Source organism: Rhizobium sp. BG4 (assembly GCF_016864575.1).
Classification (GTDB): domain Bacteria; phylum Pseudomonadota; class Alphaproteobacteria; order Rhizobiales; family Rhizobiaceae; genus Rhizobium.
In genome coordinates this window covers 625,971-647,047 of the sequence record NZ_CP044126.1, presented here as the reverse complement: position 1 = coordinate 647,047, position 21,077 = coordinate 625,971, and the positions used below count along the sequence as shown (strand labels likewise).

The 21,077-nt window shown below is 63.2% G+C and carries 19 protein-coding genes; 5 read left to right on the top strand and 14 right to left on the bottom strand.

Translation table 11 applies throughout. The features are described from left to right. Positions 1-12: 12 nt before the first annotated feature. Complete coding sequence (locus tag F2982_RS23130) at positions 13-843, bottom strand: SDR family NAD(P)-dependent oxidoreductase (protein ID WP_203431043.1); 831 nt, start codon at positions 841-843, stop codon at positions 13-15. A gap of 99 nt (positions 844-942) precedes the next feature. Between F2982_RS23130 and F2982_RS23125 the strand changes: the two genes are divergently transcribed. Continuing rightward, a complete protein-coding gene (locus tag F2982_RS23125) occupies positions 943-1,554 on the top strand; it encodes a TetR/AcrR family transcriptional regulator (RefSeq protein WP_203431042.1) in 612 nt (203 codons plus the stop codon). A 70-nt stretch (positions 1,555-1,624) separates the two neighbouring features. On the opposite strand, the gene F2982_RS23120 is transcribed toward F2982_RS23125, so the two are convergent. Beyond that, positions 1,625-2,950 (bottom strand): dicarboxylate/amino acid:cation symporter, encoded by a 1,326-nt coding sequence (locus tag F2982_RS23120; protein WP_112712213.1) that lies wholly within the window; start codon positions 2,948-2,950, stop codon positions 1,625-1,627. 221 nt (positions 2,951-3,171) lie between these two features. Between F2982_RS23120 and F2982_RS23115 the strand changes: the two genes are divergently transcribed. Together F2982_RS23115 and F2982_RS23110 are read left to right on the top strand one after the other, a co-directional pair. Beyond that, on the top strand, positions 3,172-5,025 hold the full coding sequence (locus F2982_RS23115) for an ATP-binding protein (protein ID WP_203431041.1): 1,854 nt from the start codon (positions 3,172-3,174) through the stop codon (positions 5,023-5,025). After that, complete coding sequence (locus tag F2982_RS23110) at positions 5,022-6,374, top strand: sigma-54 dependent transcriptional regulator (RefSeq protein WP_112712209.1); 1,353 nt, start codon at positions 5,022-5,024, stop codon at positions 6,372-6,374. The genes F2982_RS23115 and F2982_RS23110 overlap by 4 nt, the downstream gene beginning before the upstream one ends. A 4-nt stretch (positions 6,375-6,378) precedes the next feature. Here F2982_RS23110 and F2982_RS23105 read toward each other — a convergent pair whose 3' ends face one another. Continuing rightward, positions 6,379-6,699 (bottom strand): hypothetical protein, encoded by a 321-nt coding sequence (locus F2982_RS23105; protein ID WP_112712207.1) that lies wholly within the window; start codon positions 6,697-6,699, stop codon positions 6,379-6,381. A gap of 496 nt (positions 6,700-7,195) precedes the next feature. On the opposite strand from F2982_RS23105, the gene F2982_RS23100 reads away from it, so the two are divergent. Continuing rightward, positions 7,196-8,128, top strand: a complete 933-nt coding sequence (locus tag F2982_RS23100) for a GH25 family lysozyme (RefSeq protein WP_246777646.1) — start codon at positions 7,196-7,198, stop codon at positions 8,126-8,128. A gap of 5 nt (positions 8,129-8,133) precedes the next feature. Here the strand turns inward: F2982_RS23100 and ugpC are convergent, their stop codons facing one another. The 7 genes from ugpC to F2982_RS31650 form a co-directional block, all read right to left on the bottom strand. Next, a complete protein-coding gene (gene ugpC, locus F2982_RS23095) occupies positions 8,134-9,192 on the bottom strand; it encodes a sn-glycerol-3-phosphate ABC transporter ATP-binding protein UgpC (protein WP_203431039.1) in 1,059 nt (352 codons plus the stop codon). A gap of 10 nt (positions 9,193-9,202) precedes the next feature. Then, positions 9,203-11,293: an ADP-ribosylglycohydrolase family protein gene (locus tag F2982_RS23090; protein ID WP_203431038.1), complete on the bottom strand. Its 2,091-nt coding sequence runs from the start codon at positions 11,291-11,293 to the stop codon at positions 9,203-9,205. Positions 11,294-11,306: 13 nt separating this feature from the next. Further along, positions 11,307-12,140, bottom strand: a complete 834-nt coding sequence (locus F2982_RS23085; RefSeq protein WP_130283643.1) for a carbohydrate ABC transporter permease — start codon at positions 12,138-12,140, stop codon at positions 11,307-11,309. Continuing rightward, the gene (locus F2982_RS23080; RefSeq protein ID WP_076845981.1) at positions 12,137-12,982 is read right to left on the bottom strand and encodes a sugar ABC transporter permease; all 846 of its coding nucleotides are present in this window, start codon (positions 12,980-12,982) and stop codon (positions 12,137-12,139) included. The genes F2982_RS23085 and F2982_RS23080 overlap by 4 nt, the downstream gene beginning before the upstream one ends. Before the next feature lie 93 nt (positions 12,983-13,075). Further along, positions 13,076-14,380 (bottom strand): extracellular solute-binding protein, encoded by a 1,305-nt coding sequence (locus tag F2982_RS23075; protein WP_112712199.1) that lies wholly within the window; start codon positions 14,378-14,380, stop codon positions 13,076-13,078. Continuing rightward, positions 14,377-15,180 carry a substrate-binding domain-containing protein gene (locus tag F2982_RS23070; protein WP_246777645.1) on the bottom strand — a complete coding sequence of 268 codons (804 nt, stop codon included), beginning with the start codon at positions 15,178-15,180 and terminating at the stop codon, positions 14,377-14,379. Before F2982_RS23070 ends, F2982_RS23075 begins: the two co-directional genes overlap by 4 nt. Continuing rightward, the gene (locus tag F2982_RS31650) at positions 15,141-15,434 is read right to left on the bottom strand and encodes a LacI family DNA-binding transcriptional regulator (RefSeq protein WP_246777644.1); all 294 of its coding nucleotides are present in this window, start codon (positions 15,432-15,434) and stop codon (positions 15,141-15,143) included. The genes F2982_RS23070 and F2982_RS31650 overlap by 40 nt, the downstream gene beginning before the upstream one ends. A gap of 236 nt (positions 15,435-15,670) precedes the next feature. Here F2982_RS31650 and F2982_RS23065 point away from each other — a divergent pair, with 236 nt between their 5' ends. After that, positions 15,671-16,396: an SDR family oxidoreductase gene (locus tag F2982_RS23065; RefSeq protein WP_246777643.1), complete on the top strand. Its 726-nt coding sequence runs from the start codon at positions 15,671-15,673 to the stop codon at positions 16,394-16,396. Here F2982_RS23065 and F2982_RS23060 read toward each other — a convergent pair. From F2982_RS23060 to F2982_RS23045, 4 genes are all read right to left on the bottom strand, one after another. Then, a complete protein-coding gene (locus F2982_RS23060) occupies positions 16,393-17,376 on the bottom strand; it encodes an ABC transporter permease (RefSeq protein WP_203431036.1) in 984 nt (327 codons plus the stop codon). The two genes, F2982_RS23065 and F2982_RS23060, sit on opposite strands and share 4 nt — an antisense overlap. A gap of 10 nt (positions 17,377-17,386) precedes the next feature. Further along, positions 17,387-18,388, bottom strand: coding sequence for an ABC transporter permease (locus tag F2982_RS23055; protein WP_203431035.1), 1,002 nt, complete (start codon positions 18,386-18,388; stop codon positions 17,387-17,389). 1 nt (position 18,389) lies between these two features. Beyond that, positions 18,390-19,883 carry a sugar ABC transporter ATP-binding protein gene (locus tag F2982_RS23050; protein ID WP_203431034.1) on the bottom strand — a complete coding sequence of 498 codons (1,494 nt, stop codon included), beginning with the start codon at positions 19,881-19,883 and terminating at the stop codon, positions 18,390-18,392. An 81-nt stretch (positions 19,884-19,964) separates the two neighbouring features. Then, positions 19,965-20,948, bottom strand: coding sequence for an ABC transporter substrate-binding protein (locus F2982_RS23045; RefSeq protein ID WP_199625364.1), 984 nt, complete (start codon positions 20,946-20,948; stop codon positions 19,965-19,967). Positions 20,949-21,077 lie beyond the last annotated feature (129 nt).

Genomic DNA, 21,077 nt, shown 5'->3' with positions numbered 1-21,077 from the left:
GGCGTGTGCGATCTAGGCGCCAGGGCGGCCCTGAGCAGCATTGGTGACGGTTTCCCACTGAGCCCAGTTACTCAGTCGCGCCTCGTAGACCGACCTGAACTTCGTGATAGTTCCCGTGCCGAGCGCCAGGCGTAGTGGCGGTTTATCGGCGTCGACCGCTTGGAAGAGTGCTGCGCTGGTTGCTTCTGGGTCGCCAAAATCCTCAGGCTTGAACGAGGCGCGAATGGCTTGGCGTATCGGATTATAGACCTCGATGGCCGGCGCAGAGCGGGCCGATGAGCCGAAACCCGTGGTGAAGTGGCCGGGCTCGAGGATCGTGACGTTGATGCCGAATGCTGCGACCTCCGCAGCCAGACCTTCCGACATGGCCTCGATCGCAAATTTGGTTGCCGTATAGGTCCCGCCCGTCGGGAAGCCGATCACGCCGCCGATGCTCGATACCGTTATGATGTGACCGCTGGCCTGCGCGCGCAGGATCGGCAAGACGGCTTGCATCAGCCAGAGCGTGCCGAACAGGTTGGTGTCGAAATTGACCCTGGCCTGTTCAGGCTCGATCTCCTCAATGGCGCCGAAATAGCCGTAGCCTGCATTGCTGACCACGACGTCGAGGCGTCCGAAGTGGCTATGCGCCTTGCCGACCGCGTCGAAGACGGCGCTGCGATCTGTGACATCGAGCGGCAGGATGAGAACCGCGTCGCCATAGGTGGCCGCCAGATCGTTGAGCGATGTGGTGTCGCGTGCGGTGGCGGCGACCTTGTCACCGCGCCGCAGAGCGGCCTCGGTCCAGACAAGTCCGAATCCCCGGGCCGCGCCGGTGATGAACCAAACTTTGGGCGATGTCATCCTGCTGTTCTCCGCTAAGGTAATTGCACTCAGTGCAAAATAAATATCGCACTGAGTGCAAGTTTGGCAAGCGCCTTTTTTGCGGTAAGAGTGGTCGTCATGGAAACCGCTGACACCGCCCCCATCGGCTTGCGCGAGCGCAAACGCAGGTCGACACTCGACCGCATCGCCAAGACCGGCCTGAAATTGTTCATGGAAAACGGCTATGAGGCCACGACGCTGGATGCCATCGCGGCGGCGTCGGGAATATCGCGCCGGACGTTCTTCTCGTACTTGAAGTCGAAAGAGGACGTTCTTCTCGCCCACGAAAGCGGTGACATCCCTGACATGCTGCGGCCCACATTTCTGGCGCAGTCGCCGGAACAGCCGCCGCTGGAGGCCGCTCGCAAGACATTTCTCATTCTGGCTTCGAGATATGAGAGCAAGGAATCCATTCTCGCCGACCGGATTCTGCGATCGACGGAAACACTGCGGCTCCGCAAGGATGCGCTGCACATTCAGATGGAAGATGTGCTGGCAGACGCGATGTGCGAACTATGGCCGGACGCGGCGAGCCGGCCGGGCTTGCGGCTTGCGGCGATCATCGCCATGGGAACCCTGCGCTTCGCCAAGGAGAACTGGCGGCAGGCAGACGCAGCACATCCGCTTACGCATTACATCGATGAGGGCTTTGATCTCCTTCAGCATCAGCCAGGCCTGACGACGGCATAGGCCGGAACGAAAAAGACCCGCCGCAAGCGGCGGGCCTTCCGGAGACCGCGGTCTCTTTCCTTGGGAGGAACTATTCGGCCGCCTGCAGGGCAGGAACCTGCTCTTCGGGGATCTGGCCGGAAAGGGCGCTGGCGAGCATCTTCGTGTCCAGTTCGTTTTCCCAGCGGGCGACGACGATCGTCGCAACGGCGTTGCCGACGAAGTTGGTGAGCGCTCGGCATTCGGACATGAAGCGGTCGATGCCGAGGATCAGTGCCATGCCGGCAACCGGAACCGAGGGAACGACGGAGAGCGTGGCGGCGAGCGTGATGAAGCCGGCGCCGGTGATGCCTGCAGCACCCTTGGAGCTCAGCATCGCCACGAGCAGCAGCAGGATCTGGTCACCGAAGCTTAGCGGCGTATCCGTTGCCTGGGCGATGAAGAGGGCGGCCAGCGTCATGTAGATGTTGGTGCCGTCGAGATTGAACGAGTAGCCGGTCGGGATGACCAGACCGACGACTGAGCGCTTGCAGCCGGCGCGTTCCATCTTCTGCATCAGGCCGGGAAGGGCAGCTTCCGACGAGGAGGTGCCGAGAACCAGCAGCAGCTCTTCCTTGATGTAGCGGATCAGCGCGAAGATCGAGAAACCATTATACTTGGCAACGGCGCCGAGCACGACGATGACGAAGAGCAGCGACGTCACGTAGAAGGTGCCGATCAGGAAGGCGAGATTGGCAATCGAGCCGATACCGTATTTACCGATGGTGAAGGCCATGGCGCCGAATGCGCCGATTGGGGCGGCCTTCATCAGGATGGCGACGAGGCGGAAGATCGGGGCGGTCAGGGCGTTGAGGAAATCGAGCACCGGCTTGCCGCGGTCGCCGACCATGCCGAGCGCGATACCGAAGAGCACCGAGAAGAACAGAACCTGCAGGATATCGCCCTGCGCGAAGGCGCCGACGATCGTATCCGGGATGATGTTCATCAGGAAGCCGGTGATCGTCGCGTCATGCGCCTTGCTGGCGTAGCTGGAGACGGCATTGGCATCCAGCGAAGCGGCCGAGATATGCATGCCGGCGCCCGGCTGCAGAACGTTGGCGATCAACATGCCGACGGCAAGCGCCAGCGTCGAGAACACGAGGAAGTAGATCATCGCCTTGCCGGCGACGCGGCCGACCTTCTTCAGATCCGACATGCCAGCGATGCCGGTGGCGACGGTCAGGAAGATGACAGGTGCGATGATCATCTTCACGAGCTTGATAAAGGCATCGCCGAGCGGCTTCAGCGCGGTGCCGGTATCGGGATAGAAGTGGCCGAGCAGGATGCCGGCCACGATGGCGGCGATGACCTGTACGTAGAGATGCCGGTAGAACGGCAGTGGTGCACGCGGCTGCGTGTCCTGGTGTGCAATGTCCATGTTATCCTCCATGTCGCCCAACCAAGGGATCCTGGCTCTCCCGGGCGAATTGCGTTTCATCGCTAAGGGAACAGCAATCGGCGTGCCAAACTCGACACTGACAGGTAACGTCATGTTTTTGTTGCGTTGTCTGTCTGGCCATATAACGCGCGGTTAGATATTGTGCGTAATTCCGCACGATTTGATTTGAAGAAAGTGCGGATTTATGCTCAGTATCTGCGATGTCTCTTGCTCTTCCACGGACTGAAGAAGCGCGCCTGCGGCTCGGCATTCGCCGGACGTGGATTGTCTTCGCTCTGATCTCGGCCTTGATCGCGGCAGCCGCGCTGACAGCCGCCGCGATCTACGGCCGTTCGGCCGCGCTCGCCGCGCTGGAGCAGCAGGGGCGCACCGATGCCAACCTGAAAGTGGCGCTGCTGCAGGCCGTGTTGGAGCGGCCCCGAGCGCTGCCGTTGCTCCTGTCGCGCGACCGCGATGTCGAGGATGCGCTGACAACGCCGGGGCCGGAGAAGAAGGATGCGCTGAGCCGCAAGCTCGAGGATCTGGTCAACGGCACCAACGCCGCGGTGATCTATGTCGTCGGCGCCGACGGCATCGCGGTGTCGGCGAGCAACTGGCACGAGGCGACCAGTTTCGTCGGCAACGACTACACGTTCCGCAACTATTTCACCCGCGGTATGCGCGAGGGCATGGCCGAGCATTTTGCACTCGGCTCGGTCAGCAAGCGCCCGGGCCTCTACATTTCGCACCGCATCGGGCCGGCCTCTGCGCCGCTAGGCGTCGTCGTCGTCAAGATGGAATTCGACCAGTTGGAGAGCGACTGGAGCGATACGCAACGCCCGGCCTTCGTCGTCGACAATCACAATGTCGTGCTGATCACCAGCATTCCCTCCTGGCGTTTCATGACGACAGAGGCGCTGTCGCCCGATGGCCTCGCGGCGATCCGCGAAAGCCTGCAGTTCGGCGATGCGCCGCTCCTGCCGCTGCCGTTTCAGGAGGAGAAGGCATTCGGCGCCGATGCCGGGTTGATCCGCGCCATTCTCCCAGGCGGCCGCGCCGCCACCTATCTCAAGATCATGACGCCGGTGCCCTCGACAAACTGGACTTTCGAGTACCTGTTACCGGTCGAAATTCCGGTGGCCGCGGCCATCCGCGAGGCTCTGCTGGTCGCGGCGCTGCTGCTGCTGACGGCTATCGCAATCGCGGCCATCTGGCTGCGCCGCCGCGAGGCGGCATTGATGACCATCGTGCGCCAGGAGGCGGCACGCGAGGAGTTGGAGCGGCGGGTTGCTGAGCGGACGCGCGATCTCAGCGAGACCCGCGACAATCTTCAGGCCGAAATCGTAAGGCATCGCGAGACCGATGCGCGTCTGCAGTCCGTGCAGCAGGATCTCGTCCAGGCCAACCGGCTTGCCATTCTCGGCCAGGTCGCCGCCGGGGTTGCTCACGAGATCAACCAGCCCGTCGCAACGATCCGCGCCTATGCCGACAATTCGAAGGTCTATCTGGAGCGCCAGCAGGTGGCGCCGGTGATTGAAAATCTCGAGCTGATCGCCGGCCTGACCGAGCGGATCGGCACCATCACCGAGGATCTGAAGGCGCTCGCGCGGCGGGGCAGGGCGGTGGCCGAGCCGGTCGCTGTCGGTGAGGTGATCGAGGGTGCCTTGATGCTGCTCCGCAGCCGCTTCACCGGCAGGCTGGATATGCTCGCCGTCGCCCCCGTCGCCGAAGGGCTGAGTGTGATGGGCAACCGGCTGCGGCTGGAACAGGTCTTCATCAACCTCTTCCAGAATGCGCTGGAAGCCGTGGAGGCACAGGATGGCGGGCGCGTGGATGTGGCCGTGACCGCCGCCGGCGAGGATATCGCCATAGCGGTTGCCGATAACGGACCGGGCATTGCTTCCGATATTCTCGAGGCGCTGTTCGAACCCTTCAACTCCTCCAAGGAAAAGGGCCTCGGCCTCGGTCTCGTCATCTCCAAGGATATCGTTTCGGACTATGGCGGCAGTATCGAGGTCGAGAGCGGCCCGGCCGTTACACGCTTTATCGTCCATCTCAAGAAGGCTTCGACATGAGCAGCCCAACCCCGGTCTTCCTGATCGACGACGACAAGGATCTGCTGCGCGCGACCGGCCAGACGCTGGAGCTCGCGGGCTTCGAGGTCAGCCGTTTTTCGTCGGCCGCCGAGGCGCTCGGCAGGATCGAGCAGAATTTCGCTGGCGTGGTCGTCTCCGATATCAGGATGCCCGGCCTTGACGGCTTGCAGCTGTTCCAGCGCATCCGGCAGATGGATCACGAACTGCCGGTCATCCTGATGACCGGCCACGGCGATATCCCGATGGCCGTCAAGGCGATCCAGGACGGCGTCTATGATTTCATCGCAAAGCCCTTCGCGACCGAGCGTCTCGTTCAATGCGTGCGCCGGGCGGCTGAGAAGCGGGCGCTCGTTATCGAAAATCGCAGCCTTAGGGAGGCGGCGCAGCAGGCGGAGCAGGGCATGCCGCTGATTGGCCAGACGCCCGTCATGGAACGGTTGCGCCACATGCTGCGGCAGATCGCCGATACCGATGTCGACGTGCTCGTCACCGGCGAGACCGGCAGCGGCAAGGAAGTGGTCGCGAGCCTGCTGCATGGCTGGAGCCGCCGCGCCAAGGGCAATTTCGTGGCGCTGAACTGCGGCGCGCTGCCGGAGCAGATCATCGAAAGCGAGCTCTTCGGCCATGAGCCGGGCGCCTTTACCGGCGCGCAGAAGAAGCGCGTCGGGCGCATCGAGCATTCGAGCGGCGGCACGCTGTTTCTCGACGAGATCGAGAGCATGCCGCTTTCGACACAGGTGCAGATGCTGCGCGTCCTGGAGATGCGGCAGGTCACGCCGCTCGGCACCAATGAGGTCCGCCCGGTCGACCTGCGCGTCGTCGCCGCCGCCAAGGTCGATCTCGGCGATCCCTCGCAGCGCCAGAGCTTTCGCGAGGATCTCTATTACCGGCTGAATGTCGTGACGCTGGCCATCCCGCCGCTCCGCGAACGGCGCGACGATATCCCGCTGCTCTTCACCTATTTCGCCGAACGCGCCGCCCGCCGCTTCGAGCGCGATATTCCATCGCTGACACCCGCCATTGCCCGGCATCTCAGGGAACATGACTGGCCGGGCAATGTCCGCGAGCTCTCCCATTTCGCCGAACGCGCGGTGCTCGGCATGCAGCCGCCGGAACCGGTTACGGAGATCGAACCGGTTACCGGCGAGGGCACACCGCTCCCGGAGCGGCTGGACCGCTACGAAGCCGGCATCATCCGGGAGACGCTGACCTCCTTCGGCGGCAATGTGCAGCAGACGATTGCGGCGCTCGGCATTCCCCGCAAGACCTTCTACGACAAGCTGCAGCGCCACGGCATCGTCCGCAGCGACTATGCAGATAAACGCTGAGGCATCACCGGGATTGCGTGATCCCGGCCACGGTGATCTCGGGGCTGCTATCCACCACGAGATAGAGGGTACGCAGCATGTCTGCCGCCATCAGCAGTGCCCGGGCGAGTTCCGAAAGCTGGTGCCGCTCCGGCGATGACGCGATCTTCAGGAGATCGAACACGGTGTCATAGCTGCTGTTGTTGGGCATGCCGACCCGCGTGCGCATGTCGCGGATCATCGTGACGGCCCTGAGGATCAGTCCCCGGGCGTCGGTATGGCTCAATCTGTCGATCTGGTTTGCGGCCCGGATCAGTTCCGTAATGAAGGCGTTGGTACTGGACATATGTGCCTCCTCACGCTGCACTGCCCTGCCACGACAAAAAAGTCTTGAGCCCGCCACGCGATACGAAGGCGAGCCCGTCATCGGATTTTCGGATTGAGAGAGGCCCCCACAGCCCCTCGGCGCCGGGACATAACCACAAAGCATTTGGCCTGTCGCGTGACACTGCCGTGACGCAACTTTCGTGGCGGGCCGGGATGTGGGGGCGATCGGGTGGATGGACGGTGCGAAATTCGCGTGTTGCGCTCGGGCGCTGAGGAAGTGAGGCCCGCCGAATTCCGGTTCAACGGGCCCCGCCTTTGGTGGCGGTCATCTGTCCTGCCCACCATAGCCAGTTGGATATGCTCGCGCGGGGCTCGATCGGCAATCTGGCCGAAAGTGGTAGGCGTTCTACCCGCCAGCCTCGATGCGCCACGCCTTGCGCAGCTTCGCGCAAGAATCAGCTAATATAAACATGATGCGAGGCAGAGGGCGATCGATGCGGCTGTCGCATATATCGATGTTTGCATATCTGATCGCGGCCTGCTTCTGGCTCGCCGCTTCCGGAGCCTGCGCCCGCGATCCGGCTCCCTGGAACAGCCCCGACGCGGCACTTGTCGTCGACGCCTATGAGATGAACCCGATCGACTGGCAGGCTCTGCTCACCGACAAGCGGATTGCCGGCGTGATCTCCAAGGCATCGGACGGCCTGCCTGAAGTGTTCGATTGCAGCGGCGAGCATCGCGGCGATACGACCGCCCATTGCAAGACGATGTGGCGCAAATATGCGGTGAGCCGCGAGCTCTACCAGACGCGCAAATTCATCGCCAAGCAGAGCGGGCTGCTATGGGGCGCCTACCATCTGGCGCGGCCCGGCAATCCGATCGACCAGGCAAACCATTTTCTCGACTATGCGGAGCCCGGCCCCGACGATCTGATGGTGCTCGACCTCGAAGGGCTCGATGGCGAGCAGTATATGTCGCTCGCCGATGCGCAGATCTTCGCGGGGCATATCCGCGCCCGGACCGGCCGCTATCCGATCCTCTACACCAATCATGTGACCGCCCGCTATATTGCCGCCTACCGGCAGACCTACCGCATCCTGTCACGGCTGCCGATCTGGTATGCGCGTTACAAGCCCGGCGTCGATGGCGTCTTCCCGATGGGAAACTGGCAGCAATATTTCCTCTGGCAGTTCTCCTCGGCGGCGAACTGCTCGAAGCGGCGCTGTCCCTATCGAGTGCCGGGAACGCTCACCGATATCGACGTCAATCTCGCTCCGGTCCCGCGCGACCAGCTGAAGGCGATCTGGGCCCAGGGCGGCCTGTTGCCGCCGCAGGATCCGGATCCGCCGCTGATCCTTGCCAAGATCGAGCTTCCGGGCGTCTATATCAAACAATATGACGCTGATCTGCTGATCACCTCGGCGATCCCCGGCGACGGGCGCCGCTGACGCCGTCAGCCGATCCGCTGGCCGCTATCGGCATCGAAGACATGGATCGCACCCTTCGATAGCGACAGTTTCTGGCTGCTGCCGACCTGGAACCAAGGCCGCTCGCGCAGAACCGCCGAGACCAACTGGCTGCCGAGCTTCAGCTCGAGGAAGGTTTCGGAACCGGTCGGCTCGATATTCTCGACGGTGGCCTCGAGCGACCCTTCCGGGCCGAGGGCGATTTCTTCCGGGCGCTTGCCGATGAGCAGCTTCTGGCCGTCTTTCACGCCGGCCGGCGCGGTGAGACCGGAAGCCTGTCCGCCCTGCAGCACCAGCTGTCCGGCGGATACGGTTGCCGGGAACAGGTTCATCGCGGGCGAGCCGATGAACTGCGCGACGAAGGCGTTTGCCGGCCGGTCGTAAAGCTCCAGCGGCGTACCGATCTGCTCGATGCGCCCGGCCTGCATGACGACGATACGGTCGGCCATGGTCATCGCCTCGACCTGGTCATGCGTCACATAGACCATCGTCGTTCCCAAACGCCGGTGCAGGCTCTTGATCTCGCCGCGCATCTGGACGCGCAGCTTGGCGTCGAGATTGGAGAGCGGCTCGTCGAACAGGAAGACCTGCGGATTGCGGACGATCGAGCGGCCCATGGCGACGCGCTGGCGCTGGCCGCCGGAAAGCGCCTTCGGCTTGCGCTGCAGCAGGCTCTCCAGGCCGAGTATCTCAGCGGCCTCGCGGACCTTCTTCTGCTTCTCGGCCTTGCTGGCGCCGGCGAGCGTCAGCGAGAAGGCCATGTTTTCCTCGACGGTCATATGCGGGTAGAGCGCATAGTTCTGGAAGACCATCGAGATGTCGCGGCTCTTCGGCGGCAGGGTGTTGACCACCTTTCCGCCGATCGAGATCGTACCGCCGGAAATATCCTCAAGCCCGGCGATCATCCGCAGCAGGGTAGACTTGCCGCAACCCGACGGCCCGACCAGGACGACGAATTCGCCGTCGCCGATCGCCGCGTCGATGCCGTGGATGACCTCGGCGCTGCCGAAACGCTTGGCGACCTTGTCGATCGTGACGCTTGCCATGAAGTCCTCCTTATGCCGCGCCGATATGGATGCGCGTGGCCGACAGGGCGCCCTCGTGGATGATCAGGCCGGCGGAACCGCCGGCAAAAGTCTGGTCATTGGCCTCGACCACGGTATCGCCGATCTTCACCGAGAGCTTGCCGCCCTTGGCCGAGAACTTCATCGTGAAGCGTGTCTCGAACTCGACGCGAAGCGGCGCGGAGGCGAGCACGGTCTGCTTTTCGTCCTTGCGGCAGACGATCTGCAACTGCCCCTGACGCGTCACCTGGGCCGCATAGTAGCGGCGCTGGCCTTCGGCGCGGATCACCAGGCCGCCGTGGTCGCCGAGATGCAGCATCATGTCGGCTTCGATCGCATAGTCCGTCCAGTCGCGCGTGCCCTGCAGGATCATGCCTTCGCCGCGGTTCTGGCTGATGCGGAAATCCTGCGGGAAGTTCTTCGAGAAGAAATGCACGTTGCTGACCCAGGCGCGGCGCCAGAAATCGCCACCGTCTTCGGGACGACGGAAGGTGACATCCGGGCAACCGTCCCAGGTGACGGTATCGACGAGCACGCGGCCGTTGGCACGGCCCTGCGGGGCACTCAGCACGACGCCGATTTCGGCGATCGGCTGGTGGCCGGTCGAGGGAACCGTCCATTCGAGCGTCGCCGAACCGCCGGGGCCGAGAAGCTTGCCGGCGGGCATGTCGACATCGACGAGGTTGTCGCTGCCGTCATAGTGGCGGATGCGGAGCTTGGCCTCCACCGTGCCGCTGTTTCCGGCTTCTGCCGAAAGCGTTGCGCGCAGCGTCTGACCGGCGTGAATGCGCGGGCTGGCGACCAGATCGTAGGTGCGCATCTTGGTGACTTCGTGCGGCGTGAAGACCGGCGTGGTTGCCGCAGCCTCGCGGCCTGGCGCCAGCGCCAGATAGTCGATCGCCAGAGCCGAACCGGTGCCGATGACCTTGAGGCCGTCGAGGGCAGTCTGGCCGGCCTGCGGGCGGAAGCCCTGGACGGAGCCCGGCAGCGCGAAGTGGAATTTCGCACCGTTCTTCGGCGCCGGCTTTGCCGTCTCGTCTGCGAGCTTGCGACCGAGATTGGCGAGCCACAGAGAGATATCGGCAGCATCGGAGATCGAGCGGCCGCCATCGGCGGTCGACATGTAGAGACGGTCGGCAACCGGACCGCGCCAGTCGGGACCGGCATCCAGGCCGTCAAGGCCGAGCATGATGCCATGCAGGCATCCGAGGTTGCCGGCGTTGCAATCGGTATCCCAGCCGGAGGTGTTGACGATCATCTGGCCGCGTTGAAAATCGTGCGGGGCATGCAGCAGCGCCATGATCATCAGCGCGTGGTTCGGCACGACATGGCAGTTGCCGGGATATTTGTCGTAGCCGTAATTGTCCTCGATCTTCTGGCGCGTCGCTTCCCAGTCTTCGTTGCCGGAGGCCCAGTTGCGGATATCGCCGACCAGCTTGGCGATCAGGCTGTCCTTGGGGATATGGGCAAGGCCGGTGTCGAGCAGGTGGTTCACATCCTTGCTGACGAAGGCTTCCGCCTCCATCGCCGCCCAGAGCACGGCGGCGTTGACGGCTTCGCCGTCATGGCTGACGGAACCGGCAGCGCGCGCCAGCTTTGCGGCCTGTGCCGGGTTGCCCGGCGAAACCAGAGCCCAGCCGTCGATGAAGATTTGTGCGCCGATCTGCTCGGCGACGGTCGCGCCATTGACCTCGATCGAGCCGGATGCCGGAGCCGGGATGCCGCGCTGTAGGTTGAGCCACGCGGTGTGTTCGGTCGAATTGCCGGCGCCACCCCACCAGAGGATTGAGCGTTCCTCGATGATGTAGTTCAGCCAGGCCTTGCCGATGTCTTCGGCCGAGAGATCCGGCGAAATGCCGTAATCGTCCAGGGCGCGCGGGAAGGTGAAGGTGCCGGCGACGTCGTCGTCGGTGACGACGAGCGGATCGCCCAGGCGGTCGTGGACGTAATAGGTGATCGGGCCGAGCTTCTCGAGGATGTCCTTGTAGCGCCAGTTCTCGAAGGGGCGGCCGAGATAGACGCCGATCAGCTTGCCGAGAACGCCGGCATAGACGCGGTTGGTGTAATCTGCGGGGATTGGCATGCGAAACTCCTTGTCAGCCCTTCACCGAGCCGCCGGCCATTCCTTCGATGAAGTGGCGCTGCAGCAGGACGAAGAGGATTACGATGGGAAGAATGATGATGAGGGCGGCGGCCATGATCTCACCCCAATCGGACGAGTATTGGCCAGAAAGCAGGAAGAAGGAGACGACGGCGGTGAGCCTGTCCTGTTCCTGCAGGAAGGTCGTTGCGATCAGGAACTCGTTCCAGGAATACAGGCCGATGATCAGCGCCACTGTCAGGATTCCGGGCGAAACGATCGGCAGGAAGACGCGGCGGAAGACCTGCCAATGGGTCGCGCCATCGATCAGCGCGGCTTCCTCGAGCTCCTTGGGAACAGCGAGGAAATAGGTGCGCAGCAGCATGATCGCGAAGGGCGAATAAACGGCCGTATAGATGAAGGCGACGGCAATCGGGTTGTTGATCAGCCCGAAACGGGCAAAGCCGAAATAGAGCGGAAAGAGGAAGAGCTGGATCGGCGCGGTGGTGCTGGCCAGCAGATAGAACGTCAGGACCTTCCAGCGCTTGATCTTCTGGCGCGCCAGAACATAGGCCGTCAGCGAGCCCGTCGAGCAGACGAGAATGATCGTCAGCCCGGTCAGGACGGCGGAGTTGACGAGCGTCGTGCCGAAATTGGCATCCGTCCAGGCGCGGGTGAAATTGTCCCAGCGGATCACCGAAGGCATCGCCAGCGGGTTCTGGACGATTTCGGCGGACGGCTTCAGCGCGTTGAGAACCGTCAGCGCAATCGGAAACAGCGTGATGATCAGCAGCACCGAGAGCGTGATGTAGACGATCGCGAAGGTGAGGCGGCTTTCGGAAATGTTCATTGTTCGAACTCCGTCGCTTGGGCGCGGATATAGAAGATCGTGGCGGCGAGGCCGAAAAGGCTGATGACCACGGAGATCGCTGCCGCCTTGCCGACGGCGAGGTCGTAGAAGGCCGAGCGATAGGCGAAGGTGGAGAGCACCTCGGAGGAATAGGCCGGGCCGCCCTGCGTCAGGATGTAGACGAAGTCGAAGACCAGGAATGACCATATGACAGTCATGATCATCATCAGCGTGATCGTCGGCATGATGCCCGGCAACAGCACGTAACGGATCGTCTGGAAGAAGGTGGCGCCCTCGATGCGTGATGCCTCGATCTGCTCGGCCGGGACCTGGCGCAGCGCGGCAAAGAAGATCACGCAGAGGAAGCCCCACCAGTGCCAGAGGTCGACGACGGCGATGCCATAAAGCGCGCTCGACGTCTCCGTGAGCGGGTTGGCGATATCGAGGCCGAGGCGCTGCAGAAGGCCGGTGACGCCGGTGACCGGCGAGTAGATCATACCCTGCCAGACGCGGCCGGTGATCGCCGTCGCGATGATGACGGGCAGGAAATAGATGACCTGGAAGAAGTTCGAGCCGCGGCGCACGACGAGCATCATGGTTGCCGCAAGCAGGCCCATGGCGATCGGCACCGTCAGGAAGATCAGCGTCCAGACGATGTTGTTGGTCAGTGCCGTCCAGAAGACGCTGTCGTCCCAGAGGGCGCGGAAATTGTCGAGCCCGACGAAAACTGGCGTACTGATCCCGTCCCACTCAAAGAAGGCGAGAGCCACCGTCAGCAGCGCCGGAATGGCGATGATGACGACATTGATGATCAATGTCGGCAAGACGTAAAGTCGGTGCATTATCTACCTTTCGAGGCAATCGGGCCGCCTGGCGCCAGACGGCGCGAGCGGGGAGGTGAGGGCGCACGAACCGCACCCTCACTGTCGTTGCGATCAGCGGGCCGGGACGGCAGGCGCCTTTCCGGCCTTCATTTCTTTCTGGAAGGATGCGTCCATCTTGGCGAGGAAGTCGGCGGTGGTCGTCTTCTTCAACCACACTTCCTCGATGCCGTTGATGACATAGCTGTCGGTCGCCGGCGGCAGGAAGGTCCAGGTCGTGTAGCCGTACTTGCCGTCGTTGACCTCGGAGGAGAGGGTCTTCATCGTCTCGGTGAAGAGCGGCGTGACCTCGCTAGCCATCTTGACGTTGGAGATGTCCTTCAGCGGGATGTTCCACTCACCTTGCCAGGCCGAATTCATCGTGCCGTAGACTTCGGGCGAGAAGACGTAGTTGATCGCTGCTGCTGCGCCATCCGGGTTCTTGGCCTTGGTGGCGATCGAGAAAGTCGAGCCGATGCCGAGCGGGAAGACGGGGTCGCCCGAAGCGCTCGGGAAGCCGACGAAGCCTGCTTCACTGCCGGCCTTCTTGCCGTAGGTGTCGACGTTCTGGAACTGCCAGGTGCCCGTCGGCATCATGCCGGCCTTGCCGGATGCCATGGCATCGGCGGCTTGCTCGCCGCTGGCGATCGAGAAGTAGTTCTTGCCGAAATAGCCCTTCTGCCACCAGGAGTTCAGCCGGTCGATCGACTTGACGAAGGGTTCAGCCGTCCAGGGCATCTCGCCGCGGAGCGCCTTGTTGAGGTTCTCGGGGCCGGCGACGGAATTGAGCGCCAGCGTCACGAACCACTCGTTTGCGCCGCGCCAGTCGGCGTTGCCGGCCGCAAACGGCGTGATGCCGTCCTTCAGCATGGCGTCGGCCACGGTTTCCAGCTCGTCCAGCGTCTTCGGCGGCTGCCAGTTCTTCTGGGCAAACAGCGTCTTGTTGTAGAACAGGCCGACGGTTTCGTAGGTCTTGGGCAGCGCGTAGATCTTGCCGTTATACTCGCCCATCTTCAGGAACACCGGCAGGATGCGGTCTTCCCACTTGTACTTGGCGGCATAGTCGTCGAGCGGCATCAGCTGGCCGGACTGGGCCATCGGCGCGACATAGCTCGGACCGGCGGTATAGACGACGTCGGGGCCGTTGCCGGAGAGCATCGCGACGCGCAGCTGCTTGTCGAGCTCGTTGCCGCGGTAATCGATGACGAGGCTGTAATCCGGGTTCGCCTTGGCGAAGGGCTCGACGATGTTCTGCTGGATCAGCTTCTGCTGGTCGGGCGTCGCCTGCTCGTACCACCAGGAAACTTTCTCCTGTGCGGCGGCCATCTGTGCGGTGCTGGCGATCAATGCGGTGGCGGCTAAGAGCTTCAGCCTGGTCATGATATTTCCTCCCTTACTGGATGCGTTTGGTCCGGCCGCGCCGAAAACGGGGCGACCGAAGCGCGGATGATGATTTCGTATGCCATTTCCTCCGCCTCGCCCGGTGCGGAGGCATCGCCTCCCAGGCGCTCGACGAGCTTTTCGGCGGCGCGGGCGCCGATCCGGTCCTGAAATTGGGCGACGGTCGTCAGCGGCGGGGTCACGAGCGCTGCCGCCAGGATGTCGTCGAAGCCGGCAACCGAGACGTCACCGGGCACCGACAGTCCCTTCGCCGAGAGGCCCTGCATGACGCCGATTGCCATCAGGTCGTTTGCGGCAATGACGGCGCTGACGGAGCGGCCGCTTTCGATCAGCCGGTCGGCGACCTCGCGCCCGGCCTCCAGGGTGAAATGCGCGGCTTCGAGCACGATCGGCTCCGCGCCCATGGTCGCCATCGCCTCGAGATAGCCCTGCAGACGCACCTGCTGCGGCCCGCCGGGTGCTGCGATCATGGCGATCGAGCGGTGGTCGAGTTCCAGAAGGTGAAGCGTCAGCGCCCGGGCGGCGGCGACATTGTCGATGAAGAGATTGTCGATCGGCAGCGGCCCGCCCGTCTTGCGGCTGACCTCGATGCGCACGACGGGAACGCCGCTCTTGCCGAGCGGCGCCAGATCGCGCGCGCTGGTCTTGAAGAAAACGCCGACGACGCCGTCGAAGCGGCCCTGCTGCGCAGCGAGGATGACCTGGCGCTCGTTGGCAAGCTCGCCCTCGGTATCGATCGTCACGACTTCGTAGCCGGCGGCGCGCGCCACCTTCTGCACGGCAACGACCAGAGAGGGGTAGAAGGGGTTGGCGAGATCTGGAACGACGCAGGCGATGACATAGGTCCGCTTGGTGCGCAGCGCCTGTGCGAAGCGGTTCGGCTGGTAGCCGAGCTCGGAAATTGCCGCCTCGATGCGTTCGGCCGTTTCGGGGTCACCTTGTCGCGTCCGCCATTCAGGACGAGCGACACCGTGGCCTGCGCAACGCCGGCTCTTTCTGCAACTTCCTTCTGCGTAATTCGTCGCCCGCTCACGCAAGAAAACCCTAATTGATACGTAGCAACAAATTATTGCTACGTATCAATTAGTCAATAGCAATATTTGGATGATCCCCAGCGAGGCGGTTTCGGGCCGCTAAATCCGCGGCTGCGCGTCCTGCCGGAAACGGTTGATCGGGCAGTGCAATTCTCTCCGGCGAAAGCGCGAATGAGGTGGATTTCGCTTTCCCAAGCCTTCATGATCCGCATCGAAAATGATCCGGAGGAAGAGCATGAACTGGAGTGGACGGCGCGTTCTGGTGACGGGAGCAGGCAAGGGGATCGGGCGGGCAACCGCCGTGATGCTGGCATCGCGCGGGGCAGGGGTCGTGGCGCTCAGCCGCAGTGCCGATGACCTCGCTTCCCTCAAGTCGGAAACCGGCTGCGAGACAGTTTGCGCCGATCTCGGCGCCATCGATCAGATCGAGGCAGCGGTGAAGCCTGCTCTCCCCATCGACCTGCTGGTCAATTGCGCGGGAACAACGACATTGCAGAGTTTCGTCGACAGCGATCTCTCGGAGTTCAACCGGGTGCTGGGTGTCAATACCGTGGCGCCGATGGTTCTGTCGCAGATCGTCGTGAAGGACTGGCTGGCGCGCGGTATCAAGGGCGCGATCGTCAATGTGTCGAGCGACGCGGCCCGGCGCGGCGTCGTCAATCACACGGCCTATTGCGCCTCGAAGGCGGCGCTCGATGCGATGACCAGGGTGATGGCAGCAGAGCTCGGCCCGTCGGGCATCCGCGTCAACAGCGTCAATCCGACGGTGACGCTGACGCCGATGGGCGAACTTGCCTGGAGCGACCCGGCGAAGGCCGATCCGGTCAAGGCGCGGATCCCGCTCGGCCGCTTCCTTGATCCGGACGAGGTGGCCGAAGCGATCCTCTTCCTGCTGAGCGACGGTGCCGCGATGGTCAACGGCGTTTCGCTGCCTGTCGATGGCGGTCTTTCGGTCTCCTAGGTGGCCGACTTCGCTGTCAGCCTTGCCTGCAGGATGACGACGACGAGCAGGAAGGCGCCGCGGATCACCGATTGCCAATAGGCCGACAGCGAAATCCAGCCGAGGCCGTTTTCGAAGTTCAGCACGTTGAAGACCATGCCGAGCAGCAGCGCGCCTGCCAGCGTGGCGCCGACCGATCCGGAACCGCCCGTCAGTAGCGTGCCGCCGACGACGACAGACGCGATCGCAAAGAGTTCCCAGCCGACACCTTCCGTCGGCTGCCCCGCGCCGAACTGCGCGGCGAGGATGACGCCGGCGAGGCCCGCGAGCGCGCCTGAAAGCGCGTAGATCGCAAAGAGCGTGCGGTTGACCTTCAGGCCCATCAGCGCCGCGGTCTGTTCACCATCGCCGATCGCCAGGATATGGCGGCCGGAGGGGCGTCGCTCTAGGAAGATCCAGCCGGCGACATAGGCCGCAAGCGCGATCCAGCCGGGGATCGGGAAGCCCAGGAAATCGTCCTGGCCGATCGAGACGAAGGCGGTGTCGTAATCGACGGAAACCGATTGATTGTCGGCGAGGAGCAGTGCCGTGCCATAGGCAGCCAGCATCGCGGCGAGCGTCGCGATAAACGGCTGGATCCGCATCTTCGCGATGACGAAGCCGTTGAGCATGCCGACGACGAGGCCTGCGCCAATGCCGGCGACAAGCCCGGCCGCCCAGCCATAGGGCGATGCCAGCGCCGAGACGACGCTTGCAAGTGCGGCAACGCCGCCGACCGAAAGATCGATGCCGCCGGTCATGATCACGAAGGCCATGCCGAGCGCGATCAGCGCGAACATCGAGTTGTAGCGCAGGAAGCTCAGGATGTTGAACGGCGACAGGAAATTGTCATAGCGAAGCGCGCCGAAGAGGATCAGTGCCGCGAGCGCGATCAGCACGCCGAGACGCGCAAGATCGCCTGAGGATTTCGGAGTGAAGGGTCGGATGAGAGCGGAAAGCATCTTGTTGTCCTCAGGTCTTGTCGGCGCGCTGCTGGATGAAGACGGCGACGACGATCAGGCCGGCCTTGACGACGAGGGCGGCGGCATCGGGCACGCCATTGGCAAGCAGCGTATAGCGCACAAGCTGAATGACGAAGGCGCCGAGAAGCGTGCCGAAGATATTGGCGCGCCCGCCCGTCAGCAGCGAGCCGCCGACCGCGACCGCGGCGATCGCATCGAGCTCCATCCCCATGCCGACGAGATTGGCGTCGCTCGCGGAGTTTCGGGCGACAACCACCAGCCCGGCAATGCCGGCCAGCGCGCCGCTGATCACATAGACCAGTGTCTTCACCCGCTTCACCGGAATGCCGGTCAGGCGCGCCGCCTTCTCGTTACCGCCAACGGCGATGATCTGGCGGCCGATGACGGTGAAACGGATCAGGCAATAGGCGAGCGCGGCGATGACGATCATCAGCAGCACCTGGGCCGGGATCCCCGCGACATTGCCCATGGCGATCCACTGGAAGGCCGGGTTCTTGAAGACCTGCAGATTGCCGTTGGTCATTACCTGCGCGATGCCGCGCCCGGCAATGAAGAGCACCAGCGTCGCGACGATCGGCTGGATCGAGAAATGCGTGACGAGAAAGCCGTTGAACCAGCCGAAGAGCATGGCGACGATCACCGGCAGCACGAAGGCGAGGCCGACAGCGAGCGCCGCATTGTCGATCGGCACGAGCGTGCCGAGAAAGATCATCGGCGCGACGGCGCCCGATATTGCCATCAGCGAACCGACCGAGAGATCGATGCCGCCGGTCGCGATCACCAGCGTCATGCCGGTCGCGACGATGACGATGGTGGCGACCTGGGTCAGGTTGACGTTCAGCGTCTGCCACGAGAGGAAGTTCGGGGTGATCACGATGTTGACGGCGATCAGCAGCAGGAAGGCCGCGAACGTGCCGTAGCGGCTGGCGATCTGCAGGGCGGAAGGCCGCGGCGGGGCGGCGGCTTTGAGGGAAGTGTCCGTCATCGTCATATCAATCTACCTGATGCGCCATCGCGGCGAGAAGGCTCTGTTCGGAAAGCTCCCGGCGCGGAAGGACCGCCACCGATGCTCCATCGCTCAACACGGTCACGCGGTCGGCCGCGGCAAGCAGCTCCTCCAGCTCCGACGAGATCATCAATACGCTGAGGCCTTCGTCCGCGAGGTTGCGCAGCAGGCGCAGGATTTCGGACTTGGCGCCGATATCGATGCCGCGGGTCGGCTCGTCGACGATCAGCACGCGCGGGTCGGTGCAGAGCCAGCGCGCCAGCAACACCTTCTGCTGGTTGCCGCCCGACAGTTCCTTGATCGGCTGATCCGGCGAGGCGCATTTGACGCCGAGCGACTTGATGAAGCGCGCGACGATCTCGTCCTGGCGGACGCGATCGACGATGCCGGCTTTCTTGAGCTTCGGCAGCAACGCCAGCGTCATGTTCTCGCGGATGCTCATGTCGGGCACGATGCCGTCCACCTTGCGGTCCTCGGAGACGAGACCGATGCCATCGGCAATCGCCGCGGCCGGTTCGGCATAGTTGCGCTCGGTGCCGCCGAAACGCAGGTTGCCGCGCTCCAGCTTGTCGACGCCGAAGATGATGCGCGCCGTTTCCGTGCGGCCGGAGCCGAGCAGACCGGCGAGCCCTGAAATCTCGCCTTCGCGGATCAGCAGATCGACGTCACGCACGCGCAGACCGGAGCCGGCGCCTTCGAGCTCGAGACGCACTGGGCGTTCGATCGCATTGTCGGCATCGCGGCTCAGCGCCTCGAATGCGGCAAGCTCGCGGCCGAGCATGTGGCGCACGAGCTCCATCTTGGGGATGTCCTTCATGGCGCTGACGGCAACCGTCTGCCCGTCGCGCATGATGGTGACGCGGTCACAGATGGCATAGAGCTCGTCGAGGCGGTGGCCGATGAAGATCACCGCGACGCCGCTTTTCTGAAGCGTGCGGATCGTCTCGAAAAGCACCGCGACTTCGCGCTCGTCGAGCGAAGAGGTCGGCTCGTCCATGATCAGTAGCCGCGCGTTCTGGGTGACGGCGCGGGCGATCGAGACCATCTGGCGCGTCGCGGCGCTGAAGCGCGAAACCGGAAGATCGACGTCGATGTCGAGATTGAAGGTGGCGAGCACCCTGCGGGCGCCTTCGCGCATGGCGCGGCGATCGAGGAAGCCGAATTTCTTCGGCTCGCGCGACAGATAGATGTTCTCGGCGACCGAGCGCTGCGGCGCCAGATTGATTTCCTGGTAGATCGTGGCGATCCCCGCGGCCTGGCTTTCGGCCGGCGTCGAGAAGGCGACATCTTCACCATTGAAGCGGATCGATCCCTCGTCGCGCTGATAGGCGCCGGTGAGAATCTTGATCAGCGTTGATTTTCCCGCGCCGTTCTGGCCGACGAGTGCCATGATCTCGCCCTCGGCAATATCGAGGGAAGCCGAGCGGAGCGCAGCAATCCCCGCAAAGGACTTGGAGATACCCTGCATCGACAGAAGCATGTCGACCACTCCATTATCTATAGAAGAAAAGCCGGCCGGAACGGCATTTGCCGAACCGGCCGGAGCGGTCACTTTGGGAGCTTAGTATGCGCTGGAGAGCTCGGCCTTGGCGTTGGATGCATCATAGAACTTGTCTTCGTTGATGACCCATGGCTCGATCTTTTCGCCCTTGGCGTAGCGCGCCATCGTTTCGAAAGCCTTCGGCCCGAAACGCGGGTTGCATTCTACGACAGCGCCGATCTTGCCATCTGCCACGAGGCCGACGGCTTCCTTGCCGCCGTCGATCGACAGGACGAGGATGTCCTTGCCGGGCACTTTGCCAGCTGCTTCGATGGCCGAGATGGCGCCGATCGCCATTTCGTCATTGTGAGCGTAGATGATATCGGCATCCGGATGGGCCTGAAGCAGGGCTTCCGCAACCTGGCGGCCCTTGTCGCGGGCGAAGTCGCCGGACTGCGAAGCGACGATCTCGAAGCCGCCGGCGGCCTTGATCGCGTCATCGAAGCCCTTCTTGCGGTCGTTGGCCGGCGAGGAACCGGTCGTGCCTTCGAGTTCGATGATCTTCTTCTTGCCGTTGGCGTTCTTCGCCAGCCATTCGGCAACGCGCTGGCCTTCCTTGATGAAGTCGGAGCCGATGAAGGTCAGGTAGTCCTTGCCGGGCTTTGCGAGCTTCGGATCGACGCTGCGGTCGAGCAGGATAACGGGAATGCCGGCCTTTTCAGCGGCCTTGACGGCCGGGATGAGCGGCTTTTCTTCGCGCGGCGACAGGAAGATCAGGTCGACGCCCTGGGCGATCATCGAGTTGACGTCCGCGACCTGCTTGGCGGCAGAACCGGCAGCATCGGTATAGACCAGCTGATAGCCGAGCTTTGCAGCTTCTGCTTTCATGCTTTCGGTCTGCGCGATACGCCACGGATTGTTGGATTCGGTCTGCGCGAAGCCGACCTTGTACTTGTCCTTGTGCTTCAGCGCAGGGACTTCTGCCATGGCAACGCTGCCGGCAACGGCGACGGCGCCGAGTGCGGTTGCAGCGAGCATGAATGTGCGACGTGAGAATGCGGACATCTCAGTTTCTCCTCCCGAATTTTCCGGTATCTTCCCAACCGGCAGTGAGCAATAACTGCTTCACATGAGCTAATCTTGCAGCTAATAATATTAGCAAGTCAAGCGTCATTTTATGAGCTATTGCACAAA